This window comes from Mycobacterium angelicum, from assembly GCF_002086155.1.
Lineage (GTDB): Bacteria > Actinomycetota > Actinomycetes > Mycobacteriales > Mycobacteriaceae > Mycobacterium > Mycobacterium angelicum.
Window position 1 is genome coordinate 25,283 of sequence record NZ_MVHE01000033.1, and the last position, 23,711, is coordinate 48,993.

The 23,711-nt window shown below is 65.3% G+C and carries 29 protein-coding genes and 1 pseudogene; 17 read left to right on the plus strand and 13 right to left on the minus strand.

Annotated elements, in window-relative coordinates; all coding sequences use genetic code 11:
- Positions 1 to 20: 20 nt before the first annotated feature.
- Together BST12_RS18175 and BST12_RS18180 are read left to right on the plus strand one after the other, a co-directional pair.
- Positions 21 to 656, plus strand: coding sequence for a DUF4245 domain-containing protein (locus BST12_RS18175; RefSeq protein ID WP_083114523.1), 636 nt, complete (start codon positions 21 to 23; stop codon positions 654 to 656).
- Positions 657 to 670: 14 nt separating this feature from the next.
- Complete coding sequence (locus BST12_RS18180; RefSeq protein WP_083114524.1) at positions 671 to 1,468, plus strand: dienelactone hydrolase family protein; 798 nt, start codon at positions 671 to 673, stop codon at positions 1,466 to 1,468.
- Here the strand turns inward: BST12_RS18180 and BST12_RS18185 are convergent.
- Positions 1,449 to 2,579 (minus strand): AI-2E family transporter, encoded by a 1,131-nt coding sequence (locus BST12_RS18185; protein WP_083114525.1) that lies wholly within the window; start codon positions 2,577 to 2,579, stop codon positions 1,449 to 1,451. The genes BST12_RS18180 and BST12_RS18185 overlap by 20 nt on opposite strands.
- A 280-nt stretch (positions 2,580 to 2,859) precedes the next feature.
- On the opposite strand from BST12_RS18185, the gene BST12_RS18190 reads away from it, so the two are divergent.
- Complete coding sequence (locus BST12_RS18190; RefSeq protein ID WP_083114526.1) at positions 2,860 to 4,422, plus strand: carboxylesterase/lipase family protein; 1,563 nt, start codon at positions 2,860 to 2,862, stop codon at positions 4,420 to 4,422.
- A 40-nt stretch (positions 4,423 to 4,462) separates the two neighbouring features.
- Here the strand turns inward: BST12_RS18190 and BST12_RS18195 are convergent, their stop codons facing one another.
- The 5 genes from BST12_RS18195 to BST12_RS18215 all read right to left on the minus strand — a co-directional run bounded on the left by BST12_RS18195 (position 4,463) and on the right by BST12_RS18215 (position 8,416).
- Positions 4,463 to 5,155 carry a nitroreductase family protein gene (locus tag BST12_RS18195; RefSeq protein WP_083114527.1) on the minus strand — a complete coding sequence of 231 codons (693 nt, stop codon included), beginning with the start codon at positions 5,153 to 5,155 and terminating at the stop codon, positions 4,463 to 4,465.
- 16 nt (positions 5,156 to 5,171) lie between these two features.
- Positions 5,172 to 6,287 (minus strand): 3-beta-hydroxysteroid dehydrogenase, encoded by a 1,116-nt coding sequence (locus tag BST12_RS18200; RefSeq protein ID WP_083114528.1) that lies wholly within the window; start codon positions 6,285 to 6,287, stop codon positions 5,172 to 5,174.
- A gap of 65 nt (positions 6,288 to 6,352) precedes the next feature.
- The gene (locus tag BST12_RS18205) at positions 6,353 to 6,592 is read right to left on the minus strand and encodes an exodeoxyribonuclease VII small subunit (protein WP_083114529.1); all 240 of its coding nucleotides are present in this window, start codon (positions 6,590 to 6,592) and stop codon (positions 6,353 to 6,355) included.
- The gene (gene xseA / locus BST12_RS18210; protein WP_083114530.1) at positions 6,585 to 7,808 is read right to left on the minus strand and encodes an exodeoxyribonuclease VII large subunit; all 1,224 of its coding nucleotides are present in this window, start codon (positions 7,806 to 7,808) and stop codon (positions 6,585 to 6,587) included. Before xseA ends, BST12_RS18205 begins: the two co-directional genes overlap by 8 nt.
- Complete coding sequence (locus tag BST12_RS18215) at positions 7,805 to 8,416, minus strand: lipid droplet-associated protein (RefSeq protein WP_083114531.1); 612 nt, start codon at positions 8,414 to 8,416, stop codon at positions 7,805 to 7,807. Before BST12_RS18215 ends, xseA begins: the two co-directional genes overlap by 4 nt.
- Positions 8,417 to 8,515: 99 nt before the next feature.
- On the opposite strand from BST12_RS18215, the gene BST12_RS18220 reads away from it, so the two are divergent.
- Entirely contained in the window at positions 8,516 to 9,514 is a 999-nt protein-coding gene (locus BST12_RS18220; RefSeq protein ID WP_083114532.1) for a 4-hydroxy-3-methylbut-2-enyl diphosphate reductase, read from the plus strand.
- 24 nt (positions 9,515 to 9,538) lie between these two features.
- On the opposite strand, the gene BST12_RS18225 is transcribed toward BST12_RS18220, so the two are convergent.
- Entirely contained in the window at positions 9,539 to 10,750 is a 1,212-nt protein-coding gene (locus BST12_RS18225; RefSeq protein ID WP_083114533.1) for a DUF6542 domain-containing protein, read from the minus strand.
- A gap of 84 nt (positions 10,751 to 10,834) precedes the next feature.
- Between BST12_RS18225 and ychF the strand changes: the two genes are divergently transcribed.
- The 5 genes from ychF (at position 10,835) to BST12_RS18250 (ending at position 13,647) form a co-directional block, all read left to right on the plus strand.
- Positions 10,835 to 11,908: a redox-regulated ATPase YchF gene (gene ychF / locus BST12_RS18230; RefSeq protein WP_083114534.1), complete on the plus strand. Its 1,074-nt coding sequence runs from the start codon at positions 10,835 to 10,837 to the stop codon at positions 11,906 to 11,908.
- A gap of 182 nt (positions 11,909 to 12,090) precedes the next feature.
- Complete coding sequence (locus BST12_RS18235) at positions 12,091 to 12,450, plus strand: DUF1801 domain-containing protein (protein ID WP_083114535.1); 360 nt, start codon at positions 12,091 to 12,093, stop codon at positions 12,448 to 12,450.
- A 216-nt stretch (positions 12,451 to 12,666) separates the two neighbouring features.
- Positions 12,667 to 13,065 (plus strand): VOC family protein, encoded by a 399-nt coding sequence (locus tag BST12_RS18240; protein ID WP_083114536.1) that lies wholly within the window; start codon positions 12,667 to 12,669, stop codon positions 13,063 to 13,065.
- Between the two features lie 46 nt (positions 13,066 to 13,111).
- Positions 13,112 to 13,387, plus strand: coding sequence for a type II toxin-antitoxin system Phd/YefM family antitoxin (locus tag BST12_RS18245; RefSeq protein WP_083114537.1), 276 nt, complete (start codon positions 13,112 to 13,114; stop codon positions 13,385 to 13,387).
- Positions 13,384 to 13,647 (plus strand): type II toxin-antitoxin system RelE family toxin, encoded by a 264-nt coding sequence (locus BST12_RS18250; protein WP_083114538.1) that lies wholly within the window; start codon positions 13,384 to 13,386, stop codon positions 13,645 to 13,647. The genes BST12_RS18245 and BST12_RS18250 overlap by 4 nt, the downstream gene beginning before the upstream one ends.
- On the opposite strand, the gene BST12_RS18255 is transcribed toward BST12_RS18250, so the two are convergent.
- Positions 13,638 to 14,078, minus strand: coding sequence for a DUF732 domain-containing protein (locus BST12_RS18255; RefSeq protein ID WP_245850418.1), 441 nt, complete (start codon positions 14,076 to 14,078; stop codon positions 13,638 to 13,640). The genes BST12_RS18250 and BST12_RS18255 overlap by 10 nt on opposite strands.
- 99 nt (positions 14,079 to 14,177) lie before the next feature.
- Between BST12_RS18255 and BST12_RS18260 the strand changes: the two genes are divergently transcribed.
- A complete protein-coding gene (locus BST12_RS18260) occupies positions 14,178 to 14,531 on the plus strand; it encodes a hypothetical protein (RefSeq protein ID WP_083114540.1) in 354 nt (117 codons plus the stop codon).
- A gap of 66 nt (positions 14,532 to 14,597) precedes the next feature.
- Here the strand turns inward: BST12_RS18260 and BST12_RS18265 are convergent, their stop codons facing one another.
- Positions 14,598 to 15,347 (minus strand): sensor domain-containing protein, encoded by a 750-nt coding sequence (locus BST12_RS18265; protein WP_083114541.1) that lies wholly within the window; start codon positions 15,345 to 15,347, stop codon positions 14,598 to 14,600.
- Positions 15,348 to 15,763: 416 nt separating this feature from the next.
- Here BST12_RS18265 and BST12_RS18270 point away from each other — a divergent pair.
- The 3 genes and pseudogenes from BST12_RS18270 to BST12_RS18280 all read left to right on the plus strand — a co-directional run.
- Positions 15,764 to 16,306, plus strand: a pseudogene (locus BST12_RS18270) (hypothetical protein); the annotation flags it as partial.
- A 142-nt stretch (positions 16,307 to 16,448) separates the two neighbouring features.
- Entirely contained in the window at positions 16,449 to 16,973 is a 525-nt protein-coding gene (locus BST12_RS18275; RefSeq protein ID WP_083114543.1) for an OsmC family protein, read from the plus strand.
- 19 nt (positions 16,974 to 16,992) lie between these two features.
- A complete protein-coding gene (locus tag BST12_RS18280; protein WP_083114544.1) occupies positions 16,993 to 17,316 on the plus strand; it encodes a putative quinol monooxygenase in 324 nt (107 codons plus the stop codon).
- Here the strand turns inward: BST12_RS18280 and BST12_RS18285 are convergent.
- Positions 17,313 to 18,017: a guanylate cyclase gene (locus BST12_RS18285; protein WP_083114545.1), complete on the minus strand. Its 705-nt coding sequence runs from the start codon at positions 18,015 to 18,017 to the stop codon at positions 17,313 to 17,315. The two genes, BST12_RS18280 and BST12_RS18285, sit on opposite strands and share 4 nt — an antisense overlap.
- A gap of 32 nt (positions 18,018 to 18,049) precedes the next feature.
- On the opposite strand from BST12_RS18285, the gene BST12_RS30980 reads away from it, so the two are divergent.
- Positions 18,050 to 18,226 carry a hypothetical protein gene (locus BST12_RS30980; RefSeq protein ID WP_139801757.1) on the plus strand — a complete coding sequence of 59 codons (177 nt, stop codon included), beginning with the start codon at positions 18,050 to 18,052 and terminating at the stop codon, positions 18,224 to 18,226.
- Here the strand turns inward: BST12_RS30980 and BST12_RS18290 are convergent.
- On the minus strand, positions 18,223 to 19,059 hold the full coding sequence (locus BST12_RS18290) for an adenylate/guanylate cyclase domain-containing protein (protein WP_083114546.1): 837 nt from the start codon (positions 19,057 to 19,059) through the stop codon (positions 18,223 to 18,225). The genes BST12_RS30980 and BST12_RS18290 overlap by 4 nt on opposite strands.
- Before the next feature lie 97 nt (positions 19,060 to 19,156).
- On the opposite strand from BST12_RS18290, the gene BST12_RS18295 reads away from it, so the two are divergent.
- Both BST12_RS18295 and gnd read left to right on the plus strand, forming a co-directional pair.
- A complete protein-coding gene (locus BST12_RS18295) occupies positions 19,157 to 20,566 on the plus strand; it encodes a glucose-6-phosphate dehydrogenase (RefSeq protein WP_083114547.1) in 1,410 nt (469 codons plus the stop codon).
- A 14-nt stretch (positions 20,567 to 20,580) separates the two neighbouring features.
- Positions 20,581 to 21,603, plus strand: coding sequence for a phosphogluconate dehydrogenase (NAD(+)-dependent, decarboxylating) (gene gnd / locus BST12_RS18300; protein ID WP_083114548.1), 1,023 nt, complete (start codon positions 20,581 to 20,583; stop codon positions 21,601 to 21,603).
- On the opposite strand, the gene BST12_RS18305 is transcribed toward gnd, so the two are convergent.
- Positions 21,600 to 22,466 (minus strand): alpha/beta fold hydrolase, encoded by an 867-nt coding sequence (locus BST12_RS18305; protein ID WP_083114549.1) that lies wholly within the window; start codon positions 22,464 to 22,466, stop codon positions 21,600 to 21,602. The two genes, gnd and BST12_RS18305, sit on opposite strands and share 4 nt — an antisense overlap.
- 156 nt (positions 22,467 to 22,622) lie before the next feature.
- On the opposite strand from BST12_RS18305, the gene BST12_RS18310 reads away from it, so the two are divergent.
- Positions 22,623 to 23,093: a VOC family protein gene (locus BST12_RS18310; RefSeq protein ID WP_083114562.1), complete on the plus strand. Its 471-nt coding sequence runs from the start codon at positions 22,623 to 22,625 to the stop codon at positions 23,091 to 23,093.
- A gap of 3 nt (positions 23,094 to 23,096) precedes the next feature.
- On the opposite strand, the gene BST12_RS18315 is transcribed toward BST12_RS18310, so the two are convergent.
- The gene (locus tag BST12_RS18315) at positions 23,097 to 23,696 is read right to left on the minus strand and encodes a TetR/AcrR family transcriptional regulator (RefSeq protein WP_083114550.1); all 600 of its coding nucleotides are present in this window, start codon (positions 23,694 to 23,696) and stop codon (positions 23,097 to 23,099) included.
- Positions 23,697 to 23,711: the final 15 nt, after the last annotated feature.

Here is a 23,711-nt window from a genome sequence, read left to right on the forward strand (position 1 = left end):
GGAGCTGGGATACTGGCGAGATGACCGCGGAGCCGCAGCCGACGCCGAAGCCGGCCAAACCGCGGTTGCTGCAGGACGGTCGGGACATGTTCTGGTCGCTGGCGCCGATCGTGCTGGGTTGCATCCTGCTGGCGGCCCTGGTCGGGACGTGTTCGCTGCAACTCAGCGGGCCCAAGCGCGGAACGGTCCCGTCCTACGACGTGGCGAAGGCGTTGCGGGCCGACGCCGCGACGCTGGATTTCCCGATCCGCATGCCGGTTCTGCCGGCCGGTTGGCAACCCAACTCCGGTAGCCGCGGCGGCATCGAAAACGGCCGGACCGACCCGGGCACCGGGCAGCGGCTCAACGCCGCTACTTCGACCGTCGGCTACCTCAGCCCCACCGGCATGTACCTGAGCCTGACCCAGAGCAACGCCGAGGAGGACAAGCTGGTCGGGTCCATCCATCCGGGCATGTATCCGACCGGGACGGTCGATGTCACCGGCACCAGCTGGATCGTCTACCAGGGTGCCGACCAGAACGAGCCGGTCTGGACCACCAAACTGAACAGCCCCGCCGGCGCCACCCAAGTCGCTATCACCGGCGCCGGCAGCCCCGATCAGTTCCGTACGCTGGCGTCGGCGACGCAATCGCAGCCGCCGTTACCGAGCCGGTAGAAGGGAACCTCGCAGTGAGCCCACTCGAAGCAGACCTGTCCGGGTGGTCGGCGGCACCGTTCACCGGCGGCGGCTACACCCACGACGTGTATCGCAAGGGTGCTGGTCCCGGAGTGGTGCTGATTCCGGAGATGCCGGGCATTCATCCCGGAGTGCTGGCGCTGGGCAATCACCTGGTGGACAACGGGTTCACCGTGGCCATCCCGTCGCTATTCGGTGAGCCGGGCCGGCCGGTGTCGGTCGGCTATACCGTCGCGGCGATCGCTCGCGGTTGTGTGGCAAGGGAATTCGCGGCGATGGCCACCAACAAGCAGCGGCCGGTGTCGCTGTTCCTGCGCGCGCTGGCGCGCGATCTCAACGCCTCGACACCGGGCAAGGGTGTCGGTGTCATCGGCCAATGCTTCACCGGCGGTTTCGCGTTGGCCGCTGCCGTCGACGACAGCGTGCTGGCCCCGGTGCTCAGCCAGCCGTCCGTGCCGTTCCCGCTGACCGCGAAGCAGCGCCGCGACCCCGGTCTCAGCGAAGCCGAATTCGGTGTCATCGCCGACCGCTGTGCCAACGATGGCCTGTGCGCCATGGGATTACGATTCAGCGAGGACAAGCTGGCGCCGCGGGAGCGGTTCACCACGCTTAAGGAGCGCCTCGGCGACGCGTTCGAGGTGATCGAGATCGACTCCAAGCCCGGCAACGAATTCGGCTTCGCCAAGGCGGCGCATTCGGTGCTGACCGACGAGGTCCGCGAAGTCGACGGCCAGCCAGCGTATCTGGCGCGCAAGCGCGTGGTCGAATTCCTTACTGAGCGGCTGACTTAGCACGGCGCGGCCGCCATTTGCGGCGCACCGGCTTGTCCTCGGCTCGGTCTAATTCGACACCCTTGTACACCGCGAGATAGACGTCGATGGTGGTGACGATGAGGATCATCAGCACCGGGCCGATGATGATGCCCCACGGTCCGAACATGCCGATACCGGCGAACACCGAAAGCAGCATCAGCGCCGAATTCAGCCGGGCGTCGCGCGGAACCAGGATCGGACGCAAGAAGTTGTCGATATTGGTGACCACCAGGAAATGCCAGAGCAGCACGAATGCGCCGCCTGCGATGTTGCCGAAGAGGATCATTCCGATGCCGAACGGAATGGTCACGATCCCGCCGCCCAGCGGAATGATCGACAACGCGGTCAGCAGTATGGCGAAGATGAAGAAGCCGTGGTGAAATCCCGCTACGTAGATGGATGCGGCACCGGCGACACCTTGACACAACGCGATGACGAACTGGCCGTTGACGGTGCCGCGCACCATCGAGCCCATCTTCTGCAAGTACAAGTCCGTGACTTCCTCGCCCAGCGGATTGAGCTGGCCGATCAACGCGCGCAGCTTCTCCCGGTGCACCAGCAGCGCGACGAACACGTACAGGAAAATGATTGCCGACGTAACTGCGCCGGCCACACTGCCGACGGCGCCCTGCAGGAAATGCAGCAGCCATTGGCCCACGGTCTGAGCCGCGGTGATCATCGCCTTGCGCAGTTGTTCCTGGGTGACTGTCACATGCAGAAACGGCACCCGCGCCAGCAGGTCATTGACCAGTTGCAGGGCCTTCTCGCCGAGGCTGCCGGGGTCGGTCGACCTGACCCATCCGGCTACCGAGTTGATCATCCGGGCGATCTGAACGACCGCCAGCAGCACCAGGAGTCCGACCGGCACGATCACCATGGCCAGCGCCGATACCAGGGTGCACGCCGCCGACAAACCGGTGCTGAGGCGCTTGTTGAACCAATTGAACAGTGGCGTAAAGAGATACGCGCCGACCGCGGCCACCACGATGAGGACGAAATAGTTGCGCAGGAAATACGCACCGAACACCACCGCGATGAGCGTGAAGATCGCCAGGGCTCGCTTCTGATTGAGCGTGAATTCGGTGTTCATACTCTGCCCCGGGGCGCCCTCCGCGTCGGTGTTGAGCGCAACCTTAGTGGTTGCGCCGCCTCCCGGCCGGGCAGGTCCCCCCTGACAGTGATTTCTATTCCGAAAACCTAATCCGCACAATGCCTTTAAGGGCGTCGGTGTTGGACAAAGCCATTTGCGGATAGAGTTCGATGTGGTTGATAAGGCACGAAAATAGAGCCCTATTTGCAGTTGGTCATCTCCGGGATCAGCCCGCCGGCACAGTCCTGAGACTGCCGATCGAGTCAGGAGCACCAGACGTATGGCGAGCGACAACTGTGTGACCGAAACCCAATACGGCCCGGTCCGAGGCGCTTACAAGGGCGGCGCCGAGGGAAGCCCCCAGGTGAAGGTCTGGAAAGGCATTCGTTACGCCGCAGCGCCGCTGGCAGACCTGCGCTTCCGCGCGCCGGAACCGCCGCGGGCATGGACCGACGTCGCCGACGCGACTGCCTTCGGGCCGGCCTGCCCGCAACCGGTTCTTCCCAACGTCCCGCTCGACCTGGGGGCGCCGCAGGGCGAGGACTGTTTGCGGCTGAACATCTGGGCGCCTGCGGACACCGGGCCGGGCGACGGAAAGCCAGTGATGGTCTGGCTGCACGGCGGTGCCTACGTCTTGGGATCGGGCAGCCAGCCGCTCTACGACGGCCGCAGGTTGGCCAGGAACGGCGATCTTGTGGTCGTCACGGTCAACTACCGCCTGGGCGTGCTGGGCTTTGCCGACTTCTCGTCGTTCGGCACCGCGCGGCGGCGGTTCGACTCCAACATCGGGCTGCGTGACGTCCTGGCCGCGTTGGCCTGGGTTCGCGACAACATCGCGGCGTTCGGCGGGGATCCCGACAACGTCACGTTGTTCGGTGAATCCGCCGGCGCAGGGCTCGTCACCACGATGCTGGCAACTCCAGCGGCCTCGGGTCTGTTCGCCGGCGCGATCGCACAGAGCTCACCTGCCACCTCGGTGTACGACCGGGACAGGGCCCGGCGCGTTGCCGTGAGCATTCTCGAAAAGTTGGGGATCGGCCCGTCCGATGTGGCGGAGTTGCCCACCGTCCCGACGGCGGCGATCGTCGCCGCGGCGCACGAGGTGTTCAACGAAGTGCCCGTTCGCAACCCTGGCACGCTGGCGTTCGTCCCGATCGTCGACGGGGATCTGCTGCACGACTACCCGGTCAAGGTCGCCCTGGAGGGTCGCTCACACCCGGTCCCGTTGATCGTCGGCACCAATAGGAATGAGGCGGCACTGTTTCGCTGGATGCGGTCGCCGCTGATGCCGATCACTCCGCACGCGATCACTTCGATGTTCGCCCAGATCGCGGCCGAGCAGCCTGACTTGCAATTGCCGACCGAAGACGAGATCGGATCGGCATACTCGCGAATACGCCGTAGGGCAAGGCCGTTGAGCATCGCGACCGATGTCGGGTTCCGCATGCCGACGGTGTGGTTTGCCGAGGGGCACAGCAAGGCGGCGCCGGTCTATCTTTACCGGTTCGACTACTCGACGCCGGTGCTCAAGCTGCTGTTGGTCCGGGCTGCCCATGCCACCGAATTGCCTTACGTGTGGGGCAATCTCGGGGGACCCAAGGACCCCACACTGAAGCTCGGCGGCGCCAAGACCGCCCGGGCGGTGGCCAGGAGGGTTCAGACGCGGTGGATCAACTTCGCCACCCAGGCCAAGCCCGCCGGCCCGGCCGGTGAACCGGACTGGCGGCCCTACGAAGCAACCGACCGCGCCTGCCTGATCATCGACAATCGCGACACCCTGGTGAGCGACGTCGACGGTCGTATCCGGGCCGCCTGGGGTAACGAGATGGTGGGCTTCCGCTAGCCGCCCACTCGCGCGAGGGGGAAGGGCGCCAGCACGTCGCTCAGGCCTGCAGCCATGCGCGGTTGCCGTACCCGTCGAGGTGTGCCACTTCCTCGACCGGCTTGCGGGTCGTCGGCCCGTAGCGCCCACGCGGCCAGCCAAGCGGCACAACGCAGCACGGCGTGATCGTCACCGGCAGGCCCAGGATGCGGCGCGCCGAGGTCACGCTCCACAGCGGCAGGGTGATCAGCGACGCGCCCAGCCCCATGGCGCGCGCCGCCAACAGCAGGTTCTGCACACTCGGGTAGATCGACCCGAAATAGGACGAGTCGGCCAAGAACGGATTCGGCAGGTAGGGCACCCGCATACCGCCGCGCAAGCAGGGCACGACCAGTACCGGGAGTTCGGTGAAGTGGTCGATCTGCCACTGCGTCGCCCGCAGGCTCTTCAGCGTCTCGTTGGGCGCGATTCGTTTGGCCAGCGGCCCATACACCGCCCAGGCCTGGCGATAGCGCTTGGCCAGCTTCTCCTTCACCGCGCGGTCCTTGACGACGACGAACTCCCAGTTCTGGTCGTTGGAGCTGACCGGTGCGCGCAACGCCAACTCGATGCACTTGAGCACGACCGCGTCGTCGACCGGGTCGGGAAGCAGCCGGCGCACCGCGCGCTGGGTCATCATCGCGTCCCGCAGCGGCATGTCCAGCCGGGAGAAAGCGTCGTCGGCGGCGGGTATCGAGTTCACGTCGTCGGGCATCAGCGTGGGTGAGCTTCTACCGCGACCCGCTCACCGCCGGCTTGGCGGTGCCGTTTTTGGCCGCGACGGCCTCGGCCTTCATCTGCTTGAACATTCCCACGTAGTAAGGCAGGCATTCGGCCAGCGCCTGTTCGGTGGTGAACAGCGGCTCATAGCCGAGGTCGCGGCGGGCCTTGTCGATCGAGAAGTAGTTGTCCAGGGAGATGCGTTCGATGGCCAGCGGCTCGATCAACGGAGCCGGGAACCCGAACTGGAAGTGCAGCCGCTCCCAGGCGGTCATCACCGCTTTGACCAAGGGCCCGGAAATCCGCATCCGGGGCCACTTTTCGCCGCAGGCCTCCACCACCGGCCGGGCGAATTCGAACATGTTGACCGGCTCGGCATCGTTGATGAAGTAGGCCTCACCGGGCGCCGTGCCCCCGGGCACCAGATGCTCGCCGGCCAGGATGAAACCGTGAATCAGGTTGTGCACGTAGGAGTTATCCAGCAGCACCGACTTGCGGCCCACCAGCACCTTCACGTGGCCCTTGATGACGCTTTCGAACAGCTTGCGAAACATCGTTTGGTCGCCGGTGCCCCAGATGCCGCTGGGCCGGATCGCACATGTGAGCATGCCGTCAACACCGTTCTGCCCCAACACAAATCGCTCCGCAACCACCTTGGTCTCGGTGTAGAGGTCGTTGAATCGGGTGGTGTAGGGCATGGTCTCGTCGCCGTTGGCGATGTTCTGGCCGCCCATCACCACGCTGTTGGATGCGGTGTAGACGAACCGCTTCACCCCGGCCTGCTGCGCGGCATGCACGAGGTTTTCGGTGCCGCCGACGTTGACCGAGAAGCTGCGCTGCCGATATTCCTTGGTTACCGATGCCCCGCCCATCAGGTCGATGATCGCCGCGGTGTGGATGACGGTGTCGATGCCGTCGACGGCTGCGGTGCAGGTGGCTGCGTCGGTGATGTCGCCTTGCAGCACTTCCAGCTGGGGATGCTGTGCCAGCGGCGACGGCGCGCGGTCGAAGGAACGCACTTTGTGTCCCCGTTCGAGCAAGGTGGTGACCAGATTGGCGCCCACGAAACCTGAGCCGCCGGTGACCAGGACGCTGCCGAGTTCGGTTGTCAGTGATGCATCACCCATCGGCGAAGCATAACTAAAACGTGTTCCAGTCCGGAATAAGGATGGACGGCCGAACTCGCACCGGCTCAGCTTTGGTCGCGTTCGTTCGCGGAGAGCGCGTCGGTCACTCGCTGGCGCGCGCCAGCTAAGTGTTCCTCACAGCGTTTGGCTAGCTGTTCGCCTCTTTCCCAAAGCTGTAGCGACGCATCGAGATCCAGTCCGCCCTGCTCCAGCAGGCGCACGACTTCGATCAGCTCGTCGCGGCAAGCTTCATAGCCAAGCTGACTAATGGGCGTAAGGGATCCAGCTCTGTCTTCGTCAGCCATCGCTGCGCCCCTCGCTCATTGCGGTCAGTGCGCCGTCGGCAACCCGCACGCGCAACCTGGTGCCCGCCGGTGCGTCTTCGACCGACCGCAGCACCTGCGGCGCCGAGGCGTCCGGGACCGTCTGCACCACCGCGTACCCGCGCGCCAGCGTGGCCGCGGGCCCCAAAGTGGCCAACCGCGCCGCCAGGTGGCTGACGCGGTCGGTCTCGGCGGCGACCAACCTGGTGACGTCGCGACGCAGCGCCGAGCGGGCGCGATGCACTTCCTCGGCGCGTACCGTCAGCGCTTTCAGCGGATCGGCCAGCACCGGGCGGCTGCGCAACTGCGCCAGCGATCGTTCTTCCCGGGTGACCCAGTTGCGCAGCGCCTGGGCGCTGCGCCGGCGCAGGTCGTCAACGAGCCGTTGCTCGGCAGCGGTGTCGGGCACCACCTTCTTGGCCGCGTCGGTGGGTGTGGCAGCACGCAGGTCGGCGACCAGATCGCACAGCGGGTTATCGGGTTCGTGGCCGACGGCGCTGATCACCGGGGTGCGGCAGGCTGCGATGGCCCGGCACAGGGTCTCGTCGGAAAACGGCAGCAGGTCTTCGACGCTGCCGCCGCCGCGAGCCACGACGATCACGTCGACTTCGCGGTCTTGATCGAGTTCGCGTAGCGCCTCGACGATCTGGACGACGGCGTTGGGTCCCTGCACCGCGGTGTTGCGGACGGCGAATCGCACCGCGGCCCAGCGTGCGGTGGCCACCGTCGTCACGTCGCGCTCGGCGGCGCTGGCGCGGCCGGTGATGAGCCCGATTGTGTTGGGCAGGAATGGAATTGGGCGCTTGAGTCGCGGGTCGAAGAGCCCTTCGGCGTCCAGCAGACGGCGCAGCCGATCGATGCGGGCCAGCAGCTCGCCCACGCCGACGGCGCGAATCTCGCTGAGCCGCAACGAGAATGTGCCGCGTCCGGTGTAGAACGAGGGCTTGCCGCAGACAACCACCTGGGTGCCTTCGGTGAGTTTCACCGGCGCGGCCAGTACCAGGTCGCGTGAACAGGTCACCGACAGGGACATGTCGGCGGCCGGGTCGCGCAGCACCATGAACACCGTGTTGGAGTTGGGCCGCATGGTGATCTGAGCCAACTGGCCCTCGACCCAGACAGTGCCCAGCTTGTCGATCCAGCCCGCGACGCGGATGGCTACCGCGCGAACCGGGAACGGGTTCTCGGCCGAATTCACTTCGCGGTCGCGCGGGTGATCCTGTTGGCGAGCAGCGTCTGGAACGGGGCACGGGCCTTGGTGGCCTGCTCGTAGGCCAGCAGGGCTTCCAGCTCGGCGACATCCAGCGACTGCAACCGCGCTCGCAGCTGAGCCAGGGTCAGCGCCGGATAGTCGAGTTCGGTGGCCACCGCCGGTGCCGGAACGGCCGGGCCGGCCGGCTTCTTCGGCTTCTTGGCGGGCAATGGCGCGGTGGGGGGGTCGGCTTGGCCGGCATCAGCCGTGTCGGAGACCGAGTACAGCGCGAACCGTCCCTCGGCCCGGCCGCCGGCGTCGATACCGTCGATGCCGGGCAACGGGAAGGAACCCCCTTCGAGGGCTTCCAGGTCCTCGTCGAAGGTCGCCCACTCCGGCTGTTCGTCCTTGGGCGGAAACAGCGATTCCAGCGTGCTGTCGCCCTTGATCACCAGCTCGGCCAGGTTCTGCTGGAACCGCATCACGATGTGCGCCGCCGTGCTCACCAGCGTCATCGGGTACATCAGGATGGTTCGCGGTAGCTTCATCGTCTCCTCAACGGCGACCGTCGCCGCGCCGACAATTAGCCGAACCCCATACGGTGCAGTAGCCATGGACCCAAGACTGCCTCAACCGGCGGCTAAGTCCAAGCTGGGGGCTCCCAGCGGGCGGGCGCGTGTCCTAAAAGGTCGCCAGAACGTACCCTGGATGCCATGGTTCCGACTATCGACATGGGGATTCCGGGTGCCTCCAGCTCGGTAGCCGATTCGCCGACGCGTAAGCGGGTGCTGCTGGCCGAGCCGCGCGGCTATTGCGCGGGAGTGGACCGGGCGGTGGAAACCGTCGAGCGCGCGCTGGAAAAGCACGGCGCTCCGGTCTACGTCCGCCACGAGATCGTGCACAACCGCCATGTGGTGGACACCCTGGCCAAGGCCGGTGCGGTGTTCGTCGAGGAGACCGACCAGGTTCCCGAGGGTGCCATCGTCGTCTTCTCTGCGCACGGTGTGGCGCCGACGGTGTACGCGGCCGCGGCCGAACGTAACCTGCAGACCATCGATGCCACCTGCCCGCTGGTCACCAAGGTGCACAACGAGGCCAGGCGCTTCGCCCGCGACGACTTCGACATCCTGCTGATCGGCCACGAGGGCCACGAGGAAGTGGTCGGCACCGCCGGGGAGGCTCCCGACCACGTGCAGCTGGTCGACGGGGTGGATTCCGTGGAGAAGGTGACGGTGCGCGACGAGGACAAAGTTGTTTGGCTGTCACAGACCACCTTGTCGGTCGACGAGACGATGGAGATCGTCGAGCGGCTGCGGGAGCGTTTTCCCAAACTGCAGGATCCGCCCAGCGACGACATCTGTTACGCGACGCAGAACCGGCAGGTCGCGGTCAAGGCGATGGCGCCCGAGTGCGAGCTGGTGATCGTCGTCGGCTCCCGCAATTCGTCGAACTCGGTGCGGCTGGTCGAGGTGGCGCTGGGCGCGGGCTCACGTGCCGCGCACTTGGTCGACTGGGCCGACGACATCGACCCGGAGTGGCTGCAGGGCGTCCAGACCGTTGGCGTCACGTCCGGGGCTTCGGTCCCCGAGGTGCTGGTGCGCGGCGTGCTGGAACGGCTGGCCGAATTCGGCTACGACATGGTGCAGCCGGTGACGACGGCCAACGAGACGCTGGTGTTCGCCCTGCCGCGGGAAATCCGGGCGCCGCGGTAGAAGTTTCGAGCGCTTTTATTGCGTTCAGACGTCGTATTCCCAGGACTCAGCCTGGGGCTGGCGTGGCGGCCGCGGCCGGCTACGGCGCTCTGCGCGCGGGTCCTGACTGGCCCGGGGCTCGCTTCTCGGAGCTGAGCCGCGATAGCGCACCTGTGAGATCGGATGGTGTGACGGGTTGGCGCTGTTCGTGGGCGCGGCCCGCCGGCGCGGGGGCTCATACGGCTCATACGGCTCGTAGGGCTCGTAGGAGGGCCCGTTGCGCCGGTTGGGGGGCGCCGTTGGCCGGGGCTGCTCGGGCGGCTCGTACACGTCATAGGGATCGAATCTGCTGCTGCGTGGCGCGGGCCGCTCGTAGGGGCTGCGCCGCGCGTGCGGGTCACGGCGCATCTCGCGCGGCGGCTGGGCACGCAGGTCCGGTTCGCTCGGTGGGCGCGGACGGCGGGCCCGTCGCGGAGGCTCGCCGGTTTCGTAATCGCGCGGTTGCGGGGCGTATCGGCGACTCTGCTGGCGCCGCTGCTGTCGCTGCGGATCGGCCGGTGCCTCGTCGTTCTCCAAGCCGTCCTCCAACGACGGCCGTGCGTGGCGGGACCGGGTGCGGGTGGGGCGCTTGGCGTTTCGGCTGTTGCGTGCGGTCCGGCTGGTTCTGGAAGTCCGGCCGACGGCGTGCGTGGGCTGTGCGGGTGCGTCGTCTTCGGTGTTGTCGGTATCACGCGCCAGCAGCCCGCTGAGTTTCGCGATGAGACCGCTGAGCGCCGACGTCCGTTCGGTGCCTTGCTCGCTGGCGTCAGCGGCGTCCTTGGCTGTGCGCTGGCTCATGCCGAAGTACCACCTGGCCAGCCCGATCAGCAGCACACCGCCGGCGGTGCCCAACATCAACGGGAACCGCTCGATGAGCGGATAACCGCAGTTGATCAGGAGGTCTTTGAACTTGTCGACTTTGCCACCGTGAAACAGCCAGTAAGAGCCGGGCACCGCGCAGAAAAGTATCAGCGGCGGCTGGATGACCGCGGTGAAGATGCCCGACTGCCGCACGGCCAGCACCGCCGCCAGACAGCCGGCGACGTAAAGGCCGGCGAAACTGTGGGTCAGCTCCTTGTGACCGGCGTCGATAAGATAGCCCACTAGCGTCGCGGTGGTGGCGATGAGAACGGCACCCCACCACGGGACACCTGGGATATTCGGGATGATCGAGCGGTGATTCGGCTCCACCGCTGACTTCGCCCGCTGCGCTGACACATGTTGACCGTACCGGCTCAGAGCCGAAAGCCCCGTATATAGCTGGGCAGCCGTTGTTGGCGTGCCCCCTAGACTTGCCGTTTTGTGAGCCTGAGTCTGGGAATCGTGGGTCTGCCCAATGTCGGCAAGTCGACCCTTTTCAACGCACTGACCCGGAATAACGTGGTGGCGGCCAACTATCCGTTCGCGACGATCGAACCGAACGAAGGTGTGGTTTCGCTGCCCGATCCGCGGCTGGACAAGCTTGCGGAGCTGTTCGGCTCGGAGCGCATCATCGCGGCACCCGTGACGTTCGTGGATATCGCCGGCCTGGTCAAAGGTGCGTCGGAGGGCGCTGGGCTGGGCAACAAGTTTCTGGCCCACATTCGCGAATGCGATGCCATCTGCCAAGTGGTACGGGTATTCGCCGATGACGATGTGACGCACGTCGCTGGAGAGGTCGACCCCCGCTCCGACATCGAGGTCGTCGAAACCGAGCTGATCCTGGCGGATATGCAAACTCTGGAGCGCGCGCTGCCGCGGCTGGAGAAGGAGGCCCGGACCAACAAGGAGCGCAAGCCCACGTATGAGGCGGCCGCTGCAGCCCAGCAGGTGCTCGACGGCGGCAAGACGCTGTTCGCCGCGGGAGTGGATACCGCCGTGCTGAGGGAGCTGAACCTGTTGACCACCAAGCCGTTTCTCTATGTGTTCAACGCCGACGAGGCGGTGCTGACCGAGGCGGCACGGGTGGCCGAATTGCGCGAGCTGGTCGCGCCGGCCGACGCGGTATTTCTAGACGCTGCAATCGAATCCGAGCTGACCGAACTAGACGATGAGTCCGCCGCGGAGCTGCTGGAGTCGATCGGTCAGACCGAGCGGGGCCTGGATGCGTTGGCGCGGGCGGGTTTTCACACGCTGAAGTTGCAGACGTACCTGACCGCCGGCCCAAAGGAGGCGCGGGCGTGGGTAATTCACCAGGGCGACACCGCGCCCAAGGCCGCCGGGGTGATCCACACCGACTTCGAAAAGGGCTTCATCAAGGCCGAGATCGTGTCGTTTGAGGATCTGATCGCAGCGGGGTCCATGGCGGCGGCCAAGGCGGCGGGCAAAGTCCGGATGGAAGGCAAGGACTACGTGATGGCCGACGGGGACGTGGTCGAGTTCCGGTTCAACGTCTGATGCACGTGCTAATTTGAACAGCGTGGCGACAATGTCTGCCACGCTCTGCGCTTCCAGGTGAATGACCGCCTGAATCATTGCGGAGGGGCCTGAACTGATCAGGACATGTCCGAATGGGGTGCTGCGCCGCTGGCGCGCCAACTCGCTCGCGCCGGTGGACCGCTATCGGCTGACGGAAGGACATGAAAGTGATCGCGAAGGACGACAAGAACCTCAAGCAGGTGCTCGACAAGATCGCGGGGATGAGTGAGCCTGCGCGGACTGTCATGCGGCGCATGCACGAGGTGATTATTGCTGCTGCACCTGAACTCAAGCCGCGCATTTGGTACGGCATGCCCGGTTATGCGAAGTCAGCGAGCAGTCCGGTCCTCGTCTTCGTCCGGAACGACGACCTGATGACTCTCGGGGTGAGCGACAAAGCCAGCCTCGAACCGGCCGGGGGCACCGACGGGCTGTTGGTTCCCGCGGCATGGTACTTCGCTGGCCTCGACGACGTCACCGAGCAGCGCGTTGCCGAGATCGTCCGCGCCGCGATCAAGTAGTCGAACGCTGTAGATCAGCGTCGAGCGTATTCGATCCTCGTCGTGTCGGCCCAGGAGTTGTTCTGCGCCGGGATGCGGTGGAGTTCCGGTTCAACGTGTAGCGGATTGCGAGACGAACTGACGGGCCGGATTTGTCGGGGTGGGCATCTAGCATCGGCCTCGATCACCGCATCCACCCCGGCTCTCTGCCGGGGGACCACCCGAGGAGTTCGGCTGATGAAGTTCGTTTCGACCCGAATCATCACAGCAGACGTCAGCCGTCTGGTTGCGTTCTACGAGATGGTTACGGAAACCGCTGCGGTGTGGGGAAATGAACTGTTTGCAGAAATCCCGACACCGGTCGGCACGCTAGCCATCGGTAGCGACAAGACGGTCCCGTTGTTCGGACAAGGGTCCGCAGAGCCCGCCGCCAACCGAAGCGCAATCATCGAATTCATCGTGGACGATGTGGACGCGGAGTACGAGCGGCTTTGCGGCAGCGTAGGCAACGTGATAACAGTGCCGACAACAATGCCGTGGGGTAATCGCGCGCTGCTGTTCCGCGATCCGGATGGGAATCTCGTCAATCTGTTCACTCCGGTCACCGACGAGGCACGCGCCAAATTCGGGTTGTGACATCGGACGGCTTTCTTGTCGAATTCCGCACGCTAGAACTCTGTACATGACGACGTTGCCGCTGGCTGAGGTTCGGGCGAACCTGTCGAAACTCGTCGATGAAGCAGTACGTACACATCAGCGTGTCGAAGTGACCCGGCAGGGTCGTCGTGCCGCAGTGATTCTGAGCGCCGAAGACTACGACTCGATCATGGAGACGCTGGACATCCTCAGTGATCCGGATTTGATGTGTGACGTTCGGGCGGCTGAGGCGGACCACGAAACCTTCACGCTGGACGAAGTCACCGAGGAGATGCGCGTCGCCGGCCAGCTGCCCCGTTGAGCTATCGAATAGAGCTGACCCGGGCCGCGCGCAGGGCACTCACCGCATCACTCCCCACATCCGTCGCGGTTGCATGCTGGGAGTTCATCCGAGGTCCGCTAGCTGACAACCCCCGCCGCGTCGGCAAACCGCTACGCGGTGAGCTGGACGGCCGATACTCGGCACGGCGGGGTGAATTCCGGGTCATCTACCAGATTTTCGATCAGCGAGTGGTCGTTCGAGTCATTCACATCGCGCACCGCCGCGACCTTTATCGGTGACTCAGTCCGGTGGAGTGCCGCTTCCACGTGTAACCGAACGCCCGCTCTTGAACGCCGGCCGGCTGCACTGACGGGGAGGGTGGAGGGGAGGGAGCCGTGCTGGGGGCGGTTGGGGCCCTGCTCGGGAGGCTGGGCGGAGCCAGTGAGCCGTACTGGGGGCAGTAGGCCTGGATGGCGGCGCCGGTGAAGTAGGCAGCGTTGAGCGCTGGCCAGTCGGTGGCGTTGGTGACCTTGGTGATCAGATCCGCGTTGCTGGTTTTGGGGTTATCGCGCAGTGTCGCGCACACAACGTTCTTGGCGACCTGAATTGCTTTTTCGGGCGGGCCGTAATTCATGCCGGACGTGTTGAGGTTGGTGATGAATGCGTCGTCGGTGGCGTCCGCGTAGGCCGGCGCCGCCAACCCGACGAACCCGACGCATACGGCTGACAACGCTATGGCTCTTAGCACCATGGCTCCCCCTGCTCGAATTCCGCGGCCTTCGGTGACCGGCTATTTTACCCAGCAGCCGGCGCGTGGTTAGGTGAATCTGTGGTCGCCGCAGGCCCTATCGGTGAACTCGATCGCCGCGCTGCTGAGTTGGATAAGCGCGAACAGACTCTCGCGCGGCGTGAGGCAGAGCTCTTGCGGCGCGAGCGGGTCGCCGATGAACGAGATCGCCTCGCTGATGAGCGGGATCGAATCGCAGACCATCGTGAACAGCTCGCCGACGATAGAGAGCTGCGCGCGGACACGCGCGAGGGTGTGACCGCGCAGCGCGAGCGCGACCGGTTACGACGCGCCGACGAGCGCACCGAGCGCGAGCAAGCCGCTGCTGGACGGGAGAACGCTGAAATCAGGCGTGCCGTGGCGGAGACCCGGCGCCGCATCGACGCCGATCCCTAAGCGCTTAAAGTCACGCCGGTCACGCCCGTCGCACCCGTCACCGCGAGGAGTTGCAGGACGGTTTGCCTACTGCTTGTCGACCTTGGCTGCGATTTGATTGGCGATCTTGACCCCGGCGTCACCGGGATCCTTGCCGCATGCGGTGAGATCGATCGCGATGTTGTTGCGAACCGTCAGCACCCGCTGGCAGGTGCCCTTGAAGCTGACGGTGCCCTTGGTCATGGTCACCGACACCGGGATGCTCAGGGTGTTGTTCGCGGTCGACAATGCGCCCACCTGCCACACAGCTTCGGGGCTGTCGGCATCGCCCGGCGTAGTGAAGGAACGGTTCGCGCAGGCCGGCCAGCGCTGCGAGGACGTGGTGAAGAAGGCGTTCGCTTCGTTCGCGGACGGGAACAGCACCAGCGCCTGGGCTACGTCGGGGTCCATCTCGCCGCTGGGGGCGGTGCCCGTCGCGACGTCTTCGTGCCCACGAACCGCGGTGAATCCGCTGCCCGCGTACACTGGGGCCTCCGCGGAGCCGTAGGCGAAAAGACACTCCGCGGGCCACTTCCAGCCCTGCGGCCACTGCTTGTTGCTGTCGTCGGGCATCGTCTCGATCTTGTCCTTGGTCGACATTCCGGTGATACCCATCGCGCTGTCCACCTCGGCCGGGGTGAGCAGCAGGCCGTCCAGTGCGGCCTGCGCCACCGGGGGCTTGGACGAGGTGGTGGTCGTCGTGGTCGACGACGCGGGGCTGCCCTGGTCGTCACCGCCGCAGGCCGCGACGAGTACTCCGGCGGCGGCAACGGCGACGGCGGCTGCTAACTGACGCATGGATCTCCCCTTTGACGTTGGTGTAAGTCGTTTCGCGGAGCATAGTTGGGGCCCGCGGACCCCGCAGGTTAGACGCGCGCGTGTCCAGACAGGCGCGTCGCGGCACTTTGCACATTGACGCCTATTGACGTCACCAAGCCGGGGCGCGGTGAAATGTGTGACGGGCGCCACTTATTGGTGTGGATACCAGTGGAAATGCATGGATGTTATCAAACGGATGCCTAATAGTTCGGTAGCACAGCAAATCGAATGTAATGCTGCTGGCCGGCATTACCGCAGTTCAACGACACGATCACAGCACTTTCGCCATTGATTCACAGTTTGCTGAAGCCACAGGAATCACTTCCGTTTCGCTTTATAGATTTTCGCGTTACATTCCTTGTGTATATGCAGGTCAGGGCATTATTTGATTAACCGTGATAAGTGCCACAATTTTTGATTTCCTATGGATATTGTCTGTAGCGTTCGTGCTCATGATTGCTCTTGCAACGCTATTGACGCTCGTTAATCAGGTGTCTGGCACGCCCTATATCGTGGGTGGAGATTCTCCCGCCGGTACCGACTGTTCGGGTCTGGCTTCGTGGGTCGCAAATGCGGCCACGGATCGGCCGGCTTTCGGTAGCCGGTTCAACACCGGAAACGAAGAGGCCGCATTGTTGGCACGCGGCTTCCAATACGGAACCGCTCCCAATGCCTTGGTGATCGGCTGGAACGGTGGCCACACGGCCGTCACCCTGCCCGATGGCACTCCGGTGTCCAGTGGCGAGGGCGGTGGTGTCCACATCGGCGGTGGTGGTGCTTACCAGCCGCAATTCACCCATCACATGTTCCTGCCGATGGATCCCGACCAGATGGAGGGCGAACCTCCGGCCCCGGACGAGCCCGCGGTTCTGGTCGATGCCGTCGCACCGGAAATGCCGGACGCGCCGGCCCCGGATGAAGCCCCCGCCGGCGATCCCGATAACCCGAATCCGTAACGAAAATCGACAATTGATGTGATCTATACCCGGAAATTCAATTTCCGGGTATAGATCACACTTATTCGATTCACGGTGAGCAAGAGGGTCGATTCGGCCTGTCTTACTCCCTACCCTGGCGCGAGTGACAACTGCGCCTATCAGCAAGACCAGCCATTTGAGCGGCGTCATCGCCGCCAGCCACGACGCCATCACCGCCGACCCGGCCGCCGCCCGGGTCGTATTCGAGGCCTCGGCGACCGCACACGACGCGGTGGCCAGCACAGTTGGCCTCGGTCAGTATCGCGTCGAGGTGGACGAGCCGCCTGCGCTCGGCGGGGAGGGCAAAGCCCCCAACCCGGTCGAGTATTACCTGGCCTCGCTGTTGTCCTGCCAGATCGTGACGTGGCGGTTCTGGGCGCAGAAGCTCGGAATCGCGGTCGAGGAGATCACCGCGCGGGCCGAGGGCGATCTCGATGTGCAAGGCTTCTTCGGATTTGACGACGGCGTGCGCGCCGGATTTCAGCAGGTGCGGGTGGTGGTCACGGTGAGCGGGCCAGAGTCCCCGGACCGCTATCGCGAGCTACAAGCGGCCGTCGACGCGCATTGCCCCGTCCTGGATTTGACCAGAAACCCGACCCCGGTGACCACCAACCTGGAGATCGGCTAGCCGCGTATCGTCAGCGGCCATGATCTTCATCGTCGTCAAGTTCCAGACCAAACCCGAGTGGAGTGAGCGCTGGCCGGAATTCGTCGCCGCGTTCACCGACGCCACCCGTGCCGAACCGGGCAACTTGTGGTTCGAGTGGTCGCGCAGCCTGGCCGATCCGGCGGAGTATGTGCTGGTCGAAGCCTTCCGGGACGGCGAGGCGGGCGGCGCCCACGTCAACAGCGACCACTTCAAGCGCGCGATGCAGGAGCTGCCGCTGGCGCTGGCAGCCACCCCGAAGATCATCAGTCAGACCGTCGACGCGACCGGCTGGTCGGAGATGGGTGAGATGTCGGTCGACTAACCGGCTGAGTCCGCGATCACTGAGATCTCGTCGCCCAGCTGGTAACCCGGCGCCAGCGGCAGCGTGTCACCGCTCCAAAACTTGCCCGGGTCAAACCAGTGCGCGTCCTTGTCGGTTATCAGTAGGCCCATTTCCTCGTAAGTGATCGCGACGGTCTCGGCGCAGTATGCCGTCTCGACACCCACCGTCCGCCGGCTCGCTTTGCGCCGCTGCGTCTGTTCGCGAACCTTCTTGTCTACGAAGGGGATTCCGCGAGTCCAGTCGTTGACCGTGGGCAGCCGGCCGCGCAGCCACCGGCCGGTCAGCCGAACCGTGGTGGGAAACGCGGTGCCGTTCATCCGCGCGATGACCCGCAGCAGCTGATTCTCCTGCTGGCGGTTGGCATACGGCGTCAGCTGGCGCAACCAGCACCGCTGGTGATAGCGCTCGGTCCATTGCTGCACCACCTGCCGGGCGTCGTTGAGCTGTACGCCGCGGTGGTTGGTACCGGTCCATACGTCGACGAGCTTGTCGCCCAATTCGGCATGCCAGATCAGCGGCGGCAGGTCGTCGATGGCCACCGTCATGCCGACGTGGTTGACCGGCGCGTTGGTCAGCGTCTGGATGGCTCGGTCGGGTCGTGAACCGCCACGAAACAACCACAGGTCGCCGGTGCGGGTTTCGTTCAGCGCTTGGTCCAGGGTCAGCGTGCTCGAGTTCACCCCAGCACCATAGACACAGATAGCCTGTCCTGATGCGCAGCATATGGAAGTGGATCGGCCTGGCCGGTGTGGCCGGCGTGGTCGCCGGTGGCGCCCTGGTGGTGCGCGATCAACGGCGCCGCCGCGCCTACACGCCCGACGAGATCCGCGCCCGATTGCATCAGCGGCTGGCCGAATCCGACGCCGACGGGGGCGCCGGCCCCGACTAGGCGGCCGGTTCGACCGAAAACAAGCGATAGCTTCCGGAAAAGCCCTTCAACGCGACCTCGCGGCCGTCGTCGAAACCTATGTCGTCGCAATCGGAAACAGCGCACACGGCGTCGCGCACCGGTTCGCTGACCAGGATCTCGCCGCCGGTGGCCGCCCCGGCGACCCGGGCGGCCATTGCGACGTTGCGGCCGAACAGGTCGTCGCCGCGGCGTACCGAACGGCCCATGTGAATGCCGATTCGCACTCGAATTTCGGTGTGCCGCTTGCGTTTTGCGTCCCGGTGCAATGCCTGCTGAACGTCGATGCCGCAGCGCACCGCCTGCTCGGCACGGGAAAACGCGATCATGAAGCCGTCGCCCTGGCTCTTGACCACATGCCCGGAGCGCCGCTGCACCTGTTGATGAATCAGCTTGGCGTGTGAGGCAATCAGCTTGACCCACGCGCGGTCGCCGATCCGCTCGTTGAGCGCGGTCGACTCTTCGATATCGGAGAACAGGATCACCACCCGTCCGTCCGGGGTGACCTTGGCCAAGTCGGGCCGCTCGACCTCAGCCCAATCGGCAAGGTCCTCGATCGAGCTGCGCACGGCCGCGCCGAAGCCCTCCTTGCGCACCAGATTTGCGGTCTGCCACACCGTCTTTACGGCCTCACGACCACCCGACAGCAGCCAATTGCGGGCGTCGGCGCGCTGCCGCAACTCGTCGGCTTCCGCGCGGCTGCGCTTGAGCAGTACCCACAGCGCGACCAGCCCGCCGGCTTCGATGACTGCGACGCCGGCTAGGGCATAGACGACGAACACCCAGGAGTGCAGGGCATCGACCATGGCAGACATTATCTTGTCGCGACTATACGTAATGTCTAGGGTTGAGACCGGCCGCCGCGGGGAAGCAAGTCTCTGTAAGCCAATTGACGTCCTGGAGGTAGAGGAATTGGCCGACGGCGGAGACAACGCCTCAGACCTGTTGGTGATCTTCGGAATTACCGGGGATCTGGCCCACAAGATGACCTACCGCGCCTTGTACCGGCTGGAGCGCAAGGGGTTGCTGGACTGTCCCATCTTGGGCGTTGCCAGTGACGACCTCACGGTAGACGAGCTGGTGGAGCGGATGCGTGAGTCGCTGCGAGACGTCGGCGAGAAGATGGACGACGAGGCTTTTGATCGGCTGTCGAAAAGGTTGTCGTACATGCACGGCGACGTCACCGACAGCCAGCTCTACGAGTCGCTGGCAGCGAAAATCGGTTCCGACCGCCGGCCGCTGTTCTACCTGGAGATGCCGCCGGCGCTGTTTGCGCCGATCGTGGAGAACCTCGCGCAAGTCGGGTTGCTGGAGCGCGCCCGCGTCGCGGTGGAGAAGCCGTTCGGCCACGACCTGGAATCCGCGCGCGAACTCAACACCCGGTTGCGTGCGGTGCTGGAAGAGGACCAGATCATGCGGGTGGACCACTTCCTGGGCAAGCAGCCGGTGGTAGAGCTGGAGTATCTGCGCTTCGCCAATCGGGCGCTGGCTAAGCTGTGGGACCGCGACAGCGTCTCGGCGATCCAGATCACCATGGCCGAGGACTTCGGTGTGGAGACGCGCGGCAAGTTCTACGACGCCGTCGGCGCGTTGCGTGACGTGGTGCAGAACCATTTGCTGCAGGTGCTCGCGCTCGTCGCGATGGAGCCGCCGGTCGGGCCCTCCGCCGACGACCTCAACGACAAGAAGGCCGAAGTGCTGCGCGCCATACCGGCGCTGGAACCCGAGCATTGCGTACGCGGCCAATACCGCGGCTATCACGACGTCCCGGAAGTGCCGAAGGATTCCGAGACCGAGACCTTCATCGCGCTGAAGACCGAGATCGACAACTGGCGCTGGGCCGGGGTGCCGATCTTCCTGCGGGCCGGAAAAGCCTTGCCGGAGAAGGTGACCGAGGTTCGGCTGCTGCTTCGCCGCACGCCCAGCCTGTGCTTCCTGCCCATCAGCACCCCGGCCGACCACAACCAGATCGTGCTGCGCATCGACCCCGATCCGGGCATGCGGCTGCAGTTGTCCGGCCAAGTCGGCGACTCGTGGCACGACGTTCATCTGGACTCGTCGTTCGCCGACGACCTCGGCGAACCCGAACGCCCTTACGAGCGCCTCTTTCTGGCCGCGCTGAGCGGCGATCACCAGCTATTCGCCCGAATCGACAGCATCGAACAGACGTGGCGAATCGTGCAGCCGCTGCTCGATAACCCCGGCGAAGTGCACCCGTACGACCGCGGTTCCTGGGGCCCCACGGCCGCCAACGCGCTGCTGCGCGGCCAGCACGGCTGGCACGACCCGTGGATGCCCAAAGGCTCGGACTCAGGACAGTAAGGAGACGAAAGCAGATGCAGCTAGGGATGATCGGTCTGGGCCGGATGGGCGCCAACATCGTGCGGCGCGTGGTCAACGACGGGCACGAATGTGTTGTCTACGACCACAATCCAGATGCGGTCAAGGCGATGGCGGGCGACGAGCGGATCACCGGAGTGTCGTCGCTGCGCGAGCTGCGCGACAACCTCGCCGCCCCGCGCGTCGTCTGGGTGATGGTTCCCGCCGGCGACATCACCACCGGCGTCATCGACGAACTGGCCACCACACTCGACTCCGGCGACATCGTCATCGACGGCGGCAACTCGTACTACCGCGACGACATGAGGCATTCGAAAACCTTGTCGGACAAAGGGATCCATCTACTCGACTGCGGCACCAGCGGTGGCGTGTGGGGCCGGGACCGGGGCTACTGTCTGATGATCGGCGGCGACCAGGAAGCGTTCAAGCACGCCGAACCGATCTTTGCCACCGTCGCCCCGGGCGTGGCAGCCGCCCCGCGCACCCCGGGCCGAGACGGCGAGGTCTCCCAGTCGGAGCAGGGCTATTTGCATTGCGGCCCTTGCGGAGCCGGCCACTTCGTCAAGATGGTGCACAACGGCATCGAGTACGGAATGATGGCGGCACTGGCCGAGGGGCTGAACATCCTGCGCAACGCCGACATCGGTACCCGCATCGAAAAGGGCGACGCCGAAACCGCGCCGCTGACCAATCCTGAGTATTACCAATACAATATCGACATCCCCGAGGTCACCGAGCTGTGGCGGCGCGGCAGCGTGATCGAGTCGTGGCTGTTGGACCTCACCGCGATCGCGCTGCATGAATCGCCCACCCTGACCGAATTCTCCGGACGGGTCTCCGATTCCGGTGAGGGACGCTGGACCGCGATCGCCGCGATCGACGAGGGTGTGCCGGCACCGGTGCTCACCTCGGCGCTGTATTCCCGATTCGCCTCACGCCGCCTCGACGAGTTCGCCGACAAGGCGCTGTCGGCCATGCGCAAGCAGTTCGGCGGACACGACGAGAAGCCCGGCGCTTAGCGCTTCGCGGTTCGTTTGACGAAGTCGACGACGACGTCGCTGAAGGCGTCGTTGTCGTCGCCCGCTGCGGTGTGCCCGGCGTTGGAGAGTTCGACGAACTCCGCGCGCGGCACCGTCTCCAAGAAGTGCTGCACGCCTTCCGGACTGACCACGTCGGAGAGTTTGCCGCGGATGAGCAGCACCGGCATCGTCAGCTTCATCGCTGCCTCTTCGAATGTCTCGGTGCGCAATTCGGGGTCGTCGCCGGGCGCGGTCATGAACGCCGGGTCCCAATGCCAGTACCAGCGTCCGTCGCGCAGCCGCAGGTTCTTTTTCAGCCCTTCGGGGCTGCGCGGCTTGCTGCGGTGCGGTAGGTAGGCGGCGACGGCATCCGCGGCTTCCTCGAGCGAGGCGAACCCGTCGATGTTGCCGAGCATGAAGTCCCGGATGCGCGCACTGCCCGTCTTCTCGTACCGCGGCACCACGTCGACCAGCACCAGGCCGGTCACCCGGTCCGGTCCGGCGCTCTCGGCGACCAGGATGCCGGTCAACCCGCCCATGCTGGCCCCGATGATCACCACGTGGCGGCCGATCGCGTCCAGCACGCCCAGGACGTCCTGGGTGAGGGTTTCCACGGCGTAGTCGGCGCCCGGCGCGCGGTCGCTGTCGCCGTGTCCGCGGCTGTCCAGCGCGACGACGTGGAAGCCGTCGTCGGCCAGGATCTGCCCGGTGGCCTTCCAGGAGAACCGGTTCTGGCCGCCGCCGTGCAGCATCAGGATGGTCGGCCCGCTCTCGGCGCCCCGGTTCCATTCGTCGGCGACCAGGGTGATCCCGTTGGCTCCGGAAAACTCGACCGTCTGGGGGCTGCTGCGCACGGTGCTCATGGGCTGACGTTACCTAGCTTGTTTAACGGACTTGCATGCCCCCTTTGGATGCCGCGGCGGCGATGAGTTTTTGTCACCGGCGTGGTCTATCCATAAGACAACGATGTGTCGCGCACCGCGGGTGCGTGGACCTGCCGACAAAGCAAGGAGCTGAGCATGCCCTCGATCACGCCCTCACTTTGGTTCGACGACAACCTGGAGGAGGCGGCCGAGTTTTACACCTCGGTGTTCCCGAATTCGCACATCGAGGGTTTCACCCGGTGCACCGACGCGGGGCCCAACGAACCCGGCTCGGTGCTGATCGGGACCTTCGTGCTGGACGGCACCCGGTTCATCGCGATCAACGGCGGGCCGATCTTCCAGTTCACCGAGGCGGTGTCCTTCACGGTCCACTGCAAGGATCAGGACGAGGTGGACTACTACTGGGAGCGGTTGGCCGACGGTGGGCAGGAATCACAGTGCGGCTGGCTCAAGGACCGCTTCGGCCTGAGCTGGCAGATCGTGCCGGACAGGCTCTACGAATTGGTCAACGATCCGGATCCGGCCCGGGCCGCGGCGGCCACCCGGGCGATGCACGGCATGCGCAAGATCGTGGTAGCCGAGCTGGAGCAAGCCATCTCGGTGTGACGCTCACTCGGTGAGCTGGCCGATCCATTCGATGGTCGCGTCGATGATGGGCGCGACGTCGTCGGGGTCTTCGCAGGCGGCAACCATCAGCGAAGACTCCGCCATGGTGGCCACCAGCACCCGGCTCAGCAGCCGACCGCGGGGTGAGGTGTCCAGTTCGAGCACCGCGAGCCAGCTGCGGAAGGCGGCCGTCATCCGGTTGCGGCGGATGTTGTCGAATCCCGGTGGGGTATCTCCGGCTGACAACACCCAGGCCTGGCGCCGGTTTTCCCACATCGCTTCCAGGTAGGCCCGGACGTGGATTTCGAAGACCCGTCGCCGGTCGACTCGCTGGGGCGCGGACTGGAAGGCTCGCCACATCGCCGCTCCGATGTGGCGGTCGACGGCGTCGGCGGTCTGCTCGAAGATCGCCAGAAACAGCTCACTCTTGCCGCCGAAGTGGTGGTAGATGCTGCCGATGCTGGCACCGGAGCCCGTCACCACGTCAGCCATCGTGGCCGCGGTGAAGCCGTTGGTGGCGAACACCTCGGTCGCCGCGTCCAGGATCCGTTGCTGAGTGGCGCCGGTCTTGGCCCACCGGCGGCTGTGTGCAGTGGTCGACATGTCTAGAAATCGCCT

Bases quoted from the DNA above. Each gene is read 5' to 3' on its own strand.
- BST12_RS18175 (WP_083114523.1), top strand. From the start codon at position 21: ATGACCGCGGAGCCGCAGCCGACGCCGAAGCCGGCCAAACCGCGGTTG.
- BST12_RS18185 (WP_083114525.1), bottom strand. From the start codon at position 2,579: ATGAACACCGAATTCACGCTCAATCAGAAGCGAGCCCTGGCGATCTTC.
- BST12_RS18190 (WP_083114526.1), top strand. From the start codon at position 2,860: ATGGCGAGCGACAACTGTGTGACCGAAACCCAATACGGCCCGGTCCGA.
- BST12_RS18195 (WP_083114527.1), bottom strand. From the start codon at position 5,155: ATGCCCGACGACGTGAACTCGATACCCGCCGCCGACGACGCTTTCTCC.
- BST12_RS18200 (WP_083114528.1), bottom strand. From the start codon at position 6,287: ATGGGTGATGCATCACTGACAACCGAACTCGGCAGCGTCCTGGTCACC.
- BST12_RS18205 (WP_083114529.1), bottom strand. From the start codon at position 6,592: ATGGCTGACGAAGACAGAGCTGGATCCCTTACGCCCATTAGTCAGCTT.
- BST12_RS18215 (WP_083114531.1), bottom strand. From the start codon at position 8,416: ATGGCTACTGCACCGTATGGGGTTCGGCTAATTGTCGGCGCGGCGACG.
- BST12_RS18220 (WP_083114532.1), top strand. From the start codon at position 8,516: ATGGTTCCGACTATCGACATGGGGATTCCGGGTGCCTCCAGCTCGGTA.
- BST12_RS18235 (WP_083114535.1), top strand. From the start codon at position 12,091: ATGAAAGTGATCGCGAAGGACGACAAGAACCTCAAGCAGGTGCTCGAC.
- BST12_RS18240 (WP_083114536.1), top strand. From the start codon at position 12,667: ATGAAGTTCGTTTCGACCCGAATCATCACAGCAGACGTCAGCCGTCTG.
- BST12_RS18245 (WP_083114537.1), top strand. From the start codon at position 13,112: ATGACGACGTTGCCGCTGGCTGAGGTTCGGGCGAACCTGTCGAAACTC.
- BST12_RS18265 (WP_083114541.1), bottom strand. From the start codon at position 15,347: ATGCGTCAGTTAGCAGCCGCCGTCGCCGTTGCCGCCGCCGGAGTACTC.
- BST12_RS18280 (WP_083114544.1), top strand. From the start codon at position 16,993: ATGATCTTCATCGTCGTCAAGTTCCAGACCAAACCCGAGTGGAGTGAG.
- BST12_RS30980 (WP_139801757.1), top strand. From the start codon at position 18,050: ATGCGCAGCATATGGAAGTGGATCGGCCTGGCCGGTGTGGCCGGCGTG.
- BST12_RS18290 (WP_083114546.1), bottom strand. From the start codon at position 19,059: ATGTCTGCCATGGTCGATGCCCTGCACTCCTGGGTGTTCGTCGTCTAT.
- gnd (WP_083114548.1), top strand. From the start codon at position 20,581: ATGCAGCTAGGGATGATCGGTCTGGGCCGGATGGGCGCCAACATCGTG.
- BST12_RS18305 (WP_083114549.1), bottom strand. From the start codon at position 22,466: ATGAGCACCGTGCGCAGCAGCCCCCAGACGGTCGAGTTTTCCGGAGCC.
- BST12_RS18310 (WP_083114562.1), top strand. From the start codon at position 22,623: ATGCCCTCGATCACGCCCTCACTTTGGTTCGACGACAACCTGGAGGAG.
- BST12_RS18315 (WP_083114550.1), bottom strand. From the start codon at position 23,696: ATGTCGACCACTGCACACAGCCGCCGGTGGGCCAAGACCGGCGCCACT.